Origin of the sequence: Streptomyces populi (genome assembly GCF_002911015.1) — a bacterium.
Lineage (GTDB): Bacteria > Actinomycetota > Actinomycetes > Streptomycetales > Streptomycetaceae > Streptomyces > Streptomyces populi.
On sequence record NZ_KZ627016.1, the window covers coordinates 1 to 11,695 of the forward strand.

The 11,695-nt window shown below is 70.4% G+C and carries 9 protein-coding genes; 4 read left to right on the forward strand and 5 right to left on the reverse strand.

The window, feature by feature from the left end:
- The 3 genes from CW362_RS40655 to CW362_RS40665 form a co-directional block, all read right to left on the reverse strand.
- Positions 1 to 1,098: MFS transporter (locus CW362_RS40655; protein ID WP_103554618.1), on the reverse strand; the 1,098-nt coding region annotated here is incomplete at its 3' end.
- Between the two features lies 1 nt (position 1,099).
- Positions 1,100 to 1,990 (reverse strand): alkaline phosphatase family protein, encoded by an 891-nt coding sequence (locus CW362_RS40660; RefSeq protein WP_103554619.1) that lies wholly within the window; start codon positions 1,988 to 1,990, stop codon positions 1,100 to 1,102.
- 120 nt (positions 1,991 to 2,110) lie between these two features.
- Positions 2,111 to 2,548 carry a VOC family protein gene (locus tag CW362_RS40665; RefSeq protein ID WP_103554620.1) on the reverse strand — a complete coding sequence of 146 codons (438 nt, stop codon included), beginning with the start codon at positions 2,546 to 2,548 and terminating at the stop codon, positions 2,111 to 2,113.
- A 147-nt stretch (positions 2,549 to 2,695) separates the two neighbouring features.
- Here CW362_RS40665 and CW362_RS40670 point away from each other — a divergent pair, with 147 nt between their 5' ends.
- Complete coding sequence (locus CW362_RS40670) at positions 2,696 to 5,692, forward strand: bifunctional [glutamine synthetase] adenylyltransferase/[glutamine synthetase]-adenylyl-L-tyrosine phosphorylase (protein WP_103554621.1); 2,997 nt, start codon at positions 2,696 to 2,698, stop codon at positions 5,690 to 5,692.
- Between the two features lie 92 nt (positions 5,693 to 5,784).
- On the opposite strand, the gene CW362_RS40675 is transcribed toward CW362_RS40670, so the two are convergent.
- Positions 5,785 to 6,642: a phosphatase PAP2 family protein gene (locus tag CW362_RS40675; protein ID WP_103554622.1), complete on the reverse strand. Its 858-nt coding sequence runs from the start codon at positions 6,640 to 6,642 to the stop codon at positions 5,785 to 5,787.
- A 108-nt stretch (positions 6,643 to 6,750) separates the two neighbouring features.
- Positions 6,751 to 7,785 carry a LacI family DNA-binding transcriptional regulator gene (locus CW362_RS40680; RefSeq protein ID WP_103554623.1) on the reverse strand — a complete coding sequence of 345 codons (1,035 nt, stop codon included), beginning with the start codon at positions 7,783 to 7,785 and terminating at the stop codon, positions 6,751 to 6,753.
- A 468-nt stretch (positions 7,786 to 8,253) separates the two neighbouring features.
- Here CW362_RS40680 and CW362_RS40685 point away from each other — a divergent pair, with 468 nt between their 5' ends.
- From CW362_RS40685 to CW362_RS40695, 3 genes are all read left to right on the forward strand, one after another.
- Complete coding sequence (locus CW362_RS40685) at positions 8,254 to 9,531, forward strand: extracellular solute-binding protein (protein WP_103554624.1); 1,278 nt, start codon at positions 8,254 to 8,256, stop codon at positions 9,529 to 9,531.
- Between the two features lie 101 nt (positions 9,532 to 9,632).
- Complete coding sequence (locus CW362_RS40690) at positions 9,633 to 10,637, forward strand: carbohydrate ABC transporter permease (protein ID WP_103554625.1); 1,005 nt, start codon at positions 9,633 to 9,635, stop codon at positions 10,635 to 10,637.
- A gap of 13 nt (positions 10,638 to 10,650) precedes the next feature.
- Positions 10,651 to 11,559, forward strand: a complete 909-nt coding sequence (locus CW362_RS40695; RefSeq protein ID WP_103554626.1) for a sugar ABC transporter permease — start codon at positions 10,651 to 10,653, stop codon at positions 11,557 to 11,559.
- Positions 11,560 to 11,695: the final 136 nt, after the last annotated feature.

An 11,695-nucleotide genomic window follows, 5' to 3' on the forward strand; every position in this document is an offset into this window, starting at 1 on the left:
CCAGCGGTCCGGCACCCCCAGCCTGCGCTGGAGCAGCAGGAACACGAACGAGTCGCTGACCGTGGCGAGGCCGAGCAGGAGCGCGCAGAGCGTGATGCCGCGCAGCTCCGGCCGGCGCAGGAGGGCGAGGGCGGCGCGCAGGGTGGGACGGGGCGCGGCGGGGGCGGCGGGCGCGACGGGCGCGCGGGTGCCTTCGGCGACCCGGCGCGGACCTGCGGAGTCCGGGGAGCCGCTGGACTCCGCGGAGCGCGGGACCAGGGCGTCCCGGCGATCCACGGTCGTGGCGTCCGTGGCGTCCCGGGCGTCCACGGTCGCGGTGCCCGCGGCCCTCCGGACGTCCACGCCCGCGGCGTCCCGGGCGTCCACGGTCGCGGTGCCCGCGGCAAGGGCCGTATCGGACCGTGTCCCGGCGGCTCTCGCCGCGGACGCGGGCCGCGCGGCCGGGTCGTCCGGTACGAACAGCACCAGGACCAGGACGCCCACCAAGGCTACGCAGAAGCTCATCGTGAACACCGCGTCGTAGCCGTCGGCGGTCGCCCGGAGGATCAGGAAGGCGACGAGCGGGCCCAGCAGCGCGCCCGCCGTGTCCATCGCGCGGTGGACACCGAAGGCGCGGCCGCGGGTCTCCGGGGTGCTCGACAGGGAGATCAGGGCGTCGCGCGGGGCGGTGCGCAGGCCCTTGCCGGTGCGGTCGGCGGCGAGGACCAGCCCGATGGGGGTCAGGGTCTGTGCCACCAGGAGCAGCGGTTTGCACAGGGCCGAGAGGGCGTATCCGGCGCCCGCCACCCACTTGTGGCGGCCGCCGCCCCGGTCGGCGAGATGCCCCCCGGCGAGCCGGACCAGTGCCGAGAAGCCGTTGTGGATCCCGTCGAGGAGCCCGAAGCCGAGGGGGGACAGGCCGAGGCCCGCCACCAGGTACAGGGGCAGGACCGCCGTCACCATCTCCGAGGAGACGTCGGTGATCAGGCTGACCGTGCCGAGTGCCAGCACCGTGGGTCCGACCGCGGTGAGGCGCCGCCCGGCGCGGGGCCGGGCGGCGCTCTCCGCGGACGGTGCCGCGCTCTCCGGTGCACCGGCGCGGCTGTCCGCGAGGTACATGTCAGGACGCCCAGATGCCCGTGATGTCCTTGGCGGAGGCCGCGTTGCCGGCGTGCGACGTGAGGCCGTGCATGTCCTCCAGCGTCCGCAGCAGGTCGTAGTGGTTGTAGGTGGTGGAGGAGGTGGACCCGGCGGTCACCTGCCGGCCGTAGAGCACGGTCGGGATCTTGTTGCCGCTGAGCCGGTTGTCCTCGTCGAAGGTGACGACGAGCAGGCTGTTGTGGGTCTTGGCCCAGGTGGCGTACGCGCCCAGGTTGTTCTTCAGCCAGGTGTCACCGGTGGACACCGAGCAGTCGTGCATGTCGCTGCACAGGTTCGGGACGACGAAGGAGACCTGCGGAAGCGTCGAGTAGTCCGTCGGGAACTGGGCGAACGTCTTCGCGCTGGACGTCGGCACGTTGCTGAAGCCGAACCAGGGGTTGTGCTTGCGCGCGTAGTTCCCGCTGCTGCACGTGGTCGAACCCTGGCTGGGCAGCGTCTCGTTGTAGCTGCCCCAGGTCCTGCCCGCGGCGATCAGCTCGGAGGCGAGGTTCGGGGCGGAGGAGAAGCCGGGCGTGTAGCAGCTGTCGTCCGTGATGCCCTGGGTGGAGCCGGAGAACAGGGCGAAGTAGTTGGGCTGGCTCGGGTGCGTCTCGGCGTACGACTGCGTGAGGTTGGCCCCGCCGGTCCTGAGCGAGTTGATGTACGGGGCGCTGGAGGAGCCGATCACCTGGCTGTACGCGTGGTTCTCGAAGACCACGACGACGACGTGGTCCGGGGTCGGGACCGCGGCCGCGGCGTGCGCGGGGGCCGAGCCGGCGAGTCCGCTCCACAGTCCCACCGCGGCCGCGGTGAGGGCGAGGGCGGATGCCACGACGGCACGGCTGCGGGTGTACACGTTTCTGCCGGACACTTCAGACCTCCGGTGGGGGGAGAGGCGACGGTGGCGGTGCGGACAGAGCATGTGCACGCCAACACTCCTCGGGCTCACATCCCTCGACCCGAGGGGTGAAGACCGGATGAACTGCTGCCTTCAGTGATCGCGGGCCAGCTGGGCCAGCACCTGGTGCAAGGGCTCCTCCGCCCGCCGGCGGTACTCCTGGATCGCCCAGCCGTTCCCGTCGGGGTCGGTGAAATACATGAAGGTGGCTCCGTCCCGCGGGGCGAACGCGACCGGCTCGCTGACGTCGAGGCCGCGGGCGGTCAGCTCCTCGTACGCCGCCGCGGCGTCCTGGACGCACAGCTGCATCCCGTGGTACGTCCCCGGCCGCGGTGTGCCCGTCGGGATCTCGAGCCCGTCGACGAGCGCGATCGAACACCCGGACCCGGGCGGCGTCAGCTGCACGATCCGCACCCCTTCCATCACCTCCCCGTCCAGGTCGACGTGGAAGCCGACCTTGTCGCGGTAGAACTCCTTGGCCCGGTCCACGTCGGAGACCGGCAGCAGGATCACTTCGAGGGTCATGTCCATGGCTTGACTCCCTTGCCGTACGGCTCATGGCTCTGTCCACAGAAGCCCAGACCGGTGCGGGGCGCCACCCTGGAGACCGGGGTTAGGCTCGCTTCGCACGACCTTGATCCGATGATCCGTGGAGTCCGATCCGACAGGGAGGCCGGGATGACGGCGCCGGGGCGCAGGAGCAGTACCTTCACGCGGCTGCTGCGGCACGGCTTCACCGATCCGTCGGCGGCCGAGCGGCTCCTGGAGGGCACCGAACTGGCCCCCGTACGGTCCGACCCGGTCCTCCTGGACGCGCTGGGCGCCACCGCCGACCCCGACCTCGCCCTGATCGGACTCGTCCGGCTCGTCGAGGCCCAGGACGGCCCCCCGGCCCAGCGGGAACTCCTCGACACGCTGATCGCGGCCAAACCGCTGCGGGACCGGCTGCTCGGGGTGCTCGGAGCCTCCGCCGCGCTCGGCGACCACCTCGCCCGGCACCCGCACGACTGGCAGGCCCTCGTCACCTACGAGGCACGGGACCTGCACCCCGGGGTCCAGGAGTTCGAACGGGGGCTGGCCGACGCGACGGACCCCGTCTCGCTGCGCGTCGCCTACCGCCGCTGCCTGCTCTCCATCGCCGCACGCGACGTGTGCGGCACCACCGACCTCGCCCAGACCGCGGCCGAACTCGCCGACCTCGCCACCGCGACCCTGCGCGCCGCGCTCGCCGTCGCCCGGGCCGCCGCGCCCGACGACGCCGCGCTGTGCCGGCTCGCGGTCATCGCGATGGGCAAGTGCGGGGGACACGAGCTGAACTACGTGTCCGACGTCGACGTGATCTTCGTCGGGGAGGGCACCGAGGGAGCCGACGAGGGGAAGGCCGTGCAGGCGGCCACCCGGCTCGCCTCGCACATGATGCGGATCTGCTCGGAGACGACCGTCGAGGGCAGCATCTGGCCGGTCGACGCCAATCTGCGCCCCGAGGGCCGCAACGGCCCCCTGGTGCGGACGCTCAGCAGTCATCTCGCCTACTACCAGCGGTGGGCCAAGACCTGGGAGTTCCAGGCGCTGCTCAAGGCCCGCCCGGTGGCCGGGGACCTGGACCTGGGCGAGGAGTACGTGGCCACCCTCGCCCCGCTGGTGTGGCAGGCCGCCGAGCGGGAGAACTTCGTCGCCGACGTGCAGAAGATGCGGCGCCGGGTCGTGGAGAACATCCCGGCCGCCGAGATCGAACGGGAGCTGAAGCTCGGTCCCGGTGGACTGCGGGACGTCGAATTCGCCGTACAGCTCCTACAGTTGGTGCACGGCCGGGCCGACACGACCCTGCGCAGCGGTACCACCCTGGACGCCCTGAAGGCGCTCGCCGCGGGCGGGTACGTGGGGCGCGCCGACGCCGTGCAGCTCGACGACGCCTACCGCTTCCTGCGGTCGATGGAGCACCGCATCCAGCTCTTCCGGCTGCGGCGCACCCATCTGGTGCCGCGGGACGAGGCCGATCTGCGGCGGATCGGACGGTCGCTCGGGCTGCGCGCCGACCCGGCGGTCGAACTGAACCGGGAGTGGAAGCGGCACACGGCCATGGTGCGGCGGCTGCACGAGAAGCTGTTCTACCGGCCGCTGCTCGACGCCGTCGCCCAGCTCGCCCCGGGCGAGAGCAGGCTGAGCCCGGACGCGGCCAGGGAACGCCTCGTCGCACTCGGGTACGCCGATCCGGCGGCAGCCATGCGCCACCTGGAGGCGCTGGCCTCCGGCGTCAGCCGCAAGGCCGCCATCCAGCGGACCCTGCTCCCGGTGCTGCTCGGCTGGTTCGCGGACTCCGCGGACCCCGACGCCGGTCTGCTCAACTTCCGCAAGGTGTCGGACGCGCTGGGCAAGACCCCCTGGTACCTGCGGCTGCTCAGGGACGAGGGCGCCGCCGCCGAGAACCTCGCGCGGGTGCTCTCCGCGGGACGGCTCGCCCCCGACCTGCTGATGCGGGCGCCGGAGGCGGTGGCCCTGCTCGGCGACGGGGAGAGCGGCGGCCTCGAACCGCGCGGCCGGGTCCAGCTGGAGCAGGAGATCCTCGCCGCGGTGCGGCGGGCCGACGGCGGCGAGCAGGCCGTGACCGTCGTGCGCGGTGTCCGGCGCCGGGAGCTGTTCCGGATCGCCGCGACGGACATCGTCGCCAGTTACGGGACCGAGGAGACACCGGCCGTCGCCGACCAGGGAGCGCTGGTCGACCTCGTCGGCGGGGCGGTCTCGGACCTGACGGCGGCGACGCTCGCGGGCACCCTGCGGGCCGTGGTGCGGGACGGCTGGGGCGACACCCTGCCCACCCGGTTCGCGGTGATCGGGATGGGCCGTTTCGGCGGCCACGAGCTCGGCTACGGCTCCGACGCGGACGTGCTCTTCGTGCACGAGCCCCGCGAGGGCGTGGACGAGCAGGAGGCGGCGCGGGCCGCGAACGCCGTGGTCTCGGAGATGCGGCGGCTGCTGCAGATCCCCAGCGCGGATCCGCCGCTGCTGATCGACGCGGACCTGCGGCCCGAGGGGAAGTCCGGGCCGCTGGTCCGGACGCTGAAGTCGTACGAGGCGTACTACCGGCGCTGGTCGCTGGTGTGGGAGTCGCAGGCGTTGCTGCGGGCCGAGGTCGTGGCCGGGGACGCCGACCTCGGGAGCCGGTTCGTCGAGCTGGTCGATCCGCTCAGGTACCCCGCGGAGGGGCTGGGCGAGGAGGCCGTCCGGGAGATCCGGCGGCTGAAGGCCCGGATGGAGTCGGAGCGGATGCCGCGCGGCGCCGACCCGACCCTGCACACCAAGCTGGGGCGCGGCGGTCTCTCCGACGTGGAGTGGACGGTCCAGCTGATGCAGCTCAGGCACGGCTGGGCCGAGCCGGGCCTCAGGACGACCCGGACCCGTCAGGCGCTGGCGGCGGCGCGCGCGGCGGAGCTGCTGTCCACGGAGGACGCGGCGACCCTGGACGAGGCCTGGGTGCTGGCCACCCGGGTGCGCAACGCCGTGATGCTCGTGCGGGGCAGGGCCGGCGACACCTTCCCCTCCGACGGGCGCGAGCTGGCCGCCGTGGGCCGCTATCTGGGGTACGACCCGGGACACGTCGGGGACATGCTCGACGACTACCGGCGCACCACCCGGCGGGCCCGGGCCGTGGTGGACGAACTGTTCTACGGAGCGTGAGCGGACGCCCGGCGGTCACCGGACGTGACGCCGGGCGGCGGCCGGGCCCTCACCCGGCTCGGGCTCTCACCCGGTCCGGGGCCTCGCCCGGCTCAGGTCTTGACCGGCAGGACCGGGGTCCCGCGCGTCCCCGGCACCCACTGCGGCAGCGCGTACGGCAGCGCGCCGTACCACAGGCGCGCCACGAGGAAGCCGAAGGCGAGGCAGAGCAGGCCGCCCACCGCGTCCAGCCAGAAGTGGTTGGCGGTGGCGACGATGACCACGAGGGTGGCCACCGGGTACAGGATGCCGAGGATCCGCGCCCAGGGCGCCCTGGCCAGCGCGAAGACGGTCAGCCCGCACCACAGGGCCCAGCCGATGTGCATGGACGGCATCGCGGCGTACTGGTTCGACATGTGCTTGAGATCGCCCGAGGCCATCGAGCCCCAGGTCTGGTGGACCATGACCGTGTCGACGAAGGTGCCGCCGGTCATCAGACGGGGTGGCGCGAGCGGGAAGAAGTAATAGCCGACGAGGGCCACCACCGTGGTGGCGAAGAGAACGAGACGGGCCGCCGCGTAGCGGCCGGGATGACAGCGGTACAGCCAGACCAGGACACTCAGCGTCACCACGAAGTGCAGGGTCGCGTAGTAGTAGTTCATCCCGATGATCAGCCACCCGACCTGGTTCACCGCGTGGTTGACCGACTCCTCGACGGCGGCACCGAGGTGGTGCTCCGTCCGCCAGATCCAGTCCGCGTTGCGGAGTGCCTCGTGCCGCTGTTCCGGAACGGCGTTGCGGATCAGCGAATAGGTCCAGTAACTCACGGCGATGAGCAGGACTTCGAACCAGAGGCGGGGGCGACGCGGGGTTCGCATGCGGCGCAGGAGCGTGTTCCCCGTCCTGTCCTCCGCGGCGGGCCGTGGAGTGGCCTGACGGCCTTCCAGTGACGACACGGTCGTATCACCCATAGGCACAGAGTCTGCCAGAAAAGGCTTCCCCCACCGATGATCCTAGGGTCGGGTCCCGGCCGCACTTTCTGCACCCGTGGGAGTGCTTCGCCCCCTTTGTCGTCCTGCTCAGGGACGATTTCGGTCCCCGGGGGCGGAAGCGGTCGAACCGCGCACCACGAGTTCGGGCATGAACACGAACTCGCTGTGCGGCGCGGGCGTCCCGCCGATCTCCTCCAGCAGCGTGCGCACCGCGGCCTGGCCCATCGCCGGCACCGGCTTGCGGACCGTCGTGAGCGGCGGGTCGGTGAAGGCGATCAGCGCGGAGTCGTCGAATCCCACGACCGAGATGTCCGTGGGGACCTCCAGGCCGCGCTGGCGTGCCGCCCGTATCGCGCCGAGCGCCATCATGTCGCTGGCACAGACGATCGCCGTGCAGCCGCGGTCCATGAGGGCGCTCGCGGCGGCCTGGCCGCCCTCCAGCGTGTACAGGGAGTGCTGGATCAGTCGCTGCTCGACGTCCGCGGGGTTCAGGCCGAACTGCTCCTGCATCGCGCGCACGAAGCCCTCGATCTTGCGCTGCACCGGCACGAACCGCTTGGGCCCGAGGGCGAGCCCGATGCTGGTGTGCCCGAGCGAGGCGAGGTGGGTGACCGCCAGCGCCATCGCCGCGCGGTCGTCCGGCGAGATGAACGGCGCCTGCACCTTCGGCGAGAAGCCGTCGACCAGGACGAAGGGGACGCCCCGGCCGCGCAGTTGCTCGTAGCGCTGCATGTCGGCCGAGGTGTCGGCGTGCAGTCCGGAGACGAAGATGATGCCGGCGACCCCGCGGTCGACGAGCATCTCGGTCAGTTCGTCCTCGGTGGAGCCGCCGGGGGTCTGGGTCGCGAGGATGGGGGTGTAGCCCTGGCGCGTCAGGGCCTGCCCGATGACCTGCGTGAGAGCAGGGAATATCGGGTTGTCCAGCTCGGGGGTTATGAGGCCCACCAGGCCCTCGCTGCGCTGGCGCAGACGCACCGGGCGTTCGTAGCCCAGTACGTCGAGAGCGGCCAGGACAGCCTGGCGCGTGGTCGCGGCGACGCCCGGCTTCCCGTTCAGGACGCGACTGACAGTCGCCTCACTGACCCCCGCCTGGGCTGCGATGTCGGCAAGCCGTGTGGTCACAGGATTGGACTGTACCGGCCGTATCTCGCCCTGCCCACCAACCAGACGCCGTGTGCGGGCGTTCGATCGGGCCGCTGCGGGCTGCTGCGTCATCGCGCTCCCTCGTGTTCTGGTCGGCTCGGTGTCCCGTGCGCTCGCCGCGCGGGAAGGGGTGGCTCCTGCAAGGCGCTGACGGTCGATGATCCCGGTATGCGACGCGCGCGGCAAGTGCTTGCAGAGTCTTGCACAGACGTCCGCATGTCTGCTGAGCGGCCTGCCGACAGGGTTGCGGGACGGCCGCCTCGAGGTCACGGGCAAGTAACTGTCGTCATCTCTTTCACTTTTTTGCTGCAAGGTCTTTCGCACCGCTTACATGGCTGTTACGTTCCAGTCGCCCGGCGGACGCAACGGCGCAGTCGGCAAGTCGGCAAGGGGACCGGGCGGGACCGGTTCCCCACCTACTCGGGCTTTCACCCTCAAGGAGAACTCATGCGGCGTGGCATAGCGGCCAGTGCGCTGGTGGCGTCTTTCGCCCTCGCGGCGACGGCCTGCGGCGGCAGCGGCAGTGACAGCAGCGACAAGGCCAGCGGGCCGGTCACCATCACGTGGTGGGACACGTCCAACGCCACCAATGAGGCGCCGACGTACCAGGCCTTGATCAAGGAGTTCGAGGCCGCCAACAAGAACGTCAAGGTCAAGTACGTCAACGTGCCCTTCGACCAGGCGCAGAACAAGTTCGACACGGCCGCCGGTGCCTCCGGCGCCCCGGACATCCTGCGCTCCGAGGTCGGCTGGACCCCGGCGTTCGCGAAGAAGGGCTACTTCCTTCCGCTCGACGGCACCGAGGCCCTCAAGGACCAGGCCAAGTTCAAGTCGAACCTGATCGAGCAGGCCAAGTTCGACGGCAAGACCTACGGTGTGCCGTTCGTCACGGACACCCTGGCGCTCGTCTACAACAAGGCGCTGTTCAAGAAGGCCGGCATCGCCGAGGCCCCGAAGACCTGGGCCGACCTGAAGACGGCCGCCGCCACGATCAAGAAGAAGACGGGCGTCGACGGCTACTGGGGCTCGACCCAGGCCTACTACGCGCAGAACTTCCTCTACGGTGAGGGCACCGACACCGTCGACGCCTCCGCCAAGAAGATCACGGTGAACTCGGACGCCGCGAAGAAGGCGTACGGCACCTGGCTGGGCCTCTTCTCCGGCAAGGGCCTGCACAAGGCCGACACCACCGCCGACGCCTACGCCCACATCCAGGACGCGTTCGTCAACGGCAAGGTCGCCGCGATCGTCCAGGGTCCCTGGGAGATCACGAACTTCTACAAGGGTTCGGCGTTCTCGGACAAGGCCAACCTCGGCATCGCCACCGTCCCGGCCGGCTCCACCGGCAAGGCGGGCGCCCCGACCGGCGGCCACAACCTCTCGGTCTACGCCGGCTCGGACAAGGCCCACCAGGCGGCCTCGCTGAAGTTCGTGAACTTCATGACCTCGGCGAAGTCCCAGGCCACCATCGCCCTGAAGAACTCCACGCTGCCGACGCGTGACGACGCCTACACCGACGCCGTCAAGGCCGACCCGGGCATCGCCGGCTACGGCACGGTCCTCGCCGCCGCCCAGCCGCGCCCGGCGCTGCCCGAGTACAGCTCGCTGTGGGGCCCGCTCGACACCGAGCTGCCCAAGATCGCGGGTGGCAAGGAGTCCCTGGACAAGGGTCTGAGCAACGTCGAGCTGGCCATCGCCAAGCTGGTGCCGGACTTCAGCAAGTGAGCCCGTGTGGCCGCCGGATCCCGCTCCGCCGCAAGGCGGGCCGGCCCGGCGGCCACCGGCTGTGTGCGCCCCAACCCTGATCTTGCAGAAGGTGTCGAACCATGACAGTCGCCATCGATCGTGCGACCGGTAAAAGCCGCGGTGACCGAGCACCGCGTCCCGGCCGGATGCAGCGTCTCAAGCACTCCTACCAGAAGTACTGGTACGCGTACGCGATGATCGCCCCGGTCGTCGTCGTCCTCGGCGGACTGGTGCTCTATCCCCTGGTGCGGGGCTTCTACCTGACGCTCACGGACGCCAACAGCCTCAACTCGGCTCGCACGATCGGCGTCAACCACATCGACGCCACCTACAAGTTCATCGGGCTGGACAACTACAAGGACATCCTGTGGGGTCCGACGGCGTACGACCGCTTCTGGTCGCACTTCATCTGGACCATCGCCTGGACCGTCATCTGTGTCGCCCTGCACTACTGCGTCGGACTGGGCCTCGCGCTGCTGCTCAACCAGAAGCTGCGCGGCCGTACGTTCTACCGGCTGATCCTGGTGCTGCCCTGGGCCGTGCCGACCTTCGTCACCGTCTTCGGCTGGCGCTTCATGCTCGCCGACGGCGGCATCATCAACTCCATGCTCGACGCGGTGCACCTGCCCTCGCCCCTGTGGCTCGAGGACACCTTCTGGCAGCGCTTCGCCGCCATCATGGTCAACACCTGGTGCGGTGTGCCGTTCATGATGGTCTCGCTGCTCGGCGGACTCCAGTCCATCGACGCGACGCTGTACGAGGCCGCCGAGATGGACGGCGCGAACAAGTGGCAGCAGTTCCGCTTCGTGACCCTGCCGGGTCTCAGGTCGGTCAGCTCCACCGTCGTGCTCCTCGGCATCATCTGGACGTTCAACCAGTTCGCGGTGATCTTCCTGCTGTTCGGCAACACCGCCCCGGACGCGCAGATCCTCGTCACCTGGGCCTACTACCTCGGCTTCGGACAGCAGCCGCGTGACTTCGCCCAGTCGGCTGCCTACGGCATGCTGCTGCTGGCCATCCTGATCGTCTTCACCTCCTTCTACCGCCGCTGGCTGAACCGCAATGACCAGCAGCTCGCGATCTGAGGCGGGAGTCTCCATGAGTACCACCACACTGCCGACGCCTCCGGCCGACCAGGCCACCAGGCCCGCCGAGCCGACCCGCCCGGCGCGCAAGCGCGGTCAGCGCAGCCTCGCCGGCTCGCTCGCCTCCCACGGCATCCTGACCGTCGCGAGCCTGGTCGCGCTGTTCCCGATCGCCTGGCTCGTCTACCTGTCCCTCGGACCGGACAAGGACGACTACCTGCACCCCGGACGCATCTGGGGCACGATGACGTTCGACAACTACAGCTTCGTGCTCCAGCACACGAACTTCTTCGAGTGGATGAAGAGCTCGATCATCGTGTCGCTCGGCACCACGGTCGTCGGCGTCATGGTCGCGGCCACCACCGGCTACGCGGTCTCGCGCATGCGCTTCCCCGGCTACAAGAAGTTCATGTGGGTCCTGCTGGTCACCCAGATGTTCCCGATCGCCGTGCTGATCGTGCCGATGTACCAGATCCTCTCGGACCTGCAGCTCATCGACACCTACTTCGGCCTGATCCTCGTCTACTGCTCGACGGCGGTGCCCTACAGCGCCTGGCTGCTCAAGGGCTACTTCGACACCATCCCGTTCGAGATCGACGAGGCCGGCCGGGTCGACGGACTGAGCCCCTTCGGCACCTTCTTCCGGCTGATCCTGCCGCTCGCCAAGCCGGGTCTCGCGGTGGCCGCGTTCTACAACTTCATCACCGCGTTCGGTGAGGTCGCCTTCGCCTCGACGTTCATGCTGGACGACTCGAAGTACACCTTCGCCGTCGGACTCCAGAGCTTCGTCAGCGAGCACGACGCGCAGCGCAACCTGATGGCGGCCACCGCCGTTCTGGTCGCGATACCCGTCTCCGCCTTCTTCTACCTCGTGCAGAAGAACCTGGTGACCGGACTCACCGCGGGCGGAACCAAGGGCTGATCCGCGAGGACGCCCCCAGAACGCCCCCAGACTCCCGCGTGCTCGACGCGCGCGGGTGGCGGCCGCGGTGCCCATCCGACCCCGCCGGTACCGCGGCCGCCTCATCCCCCGCCTCGACACACCCACCGCCCCGCGC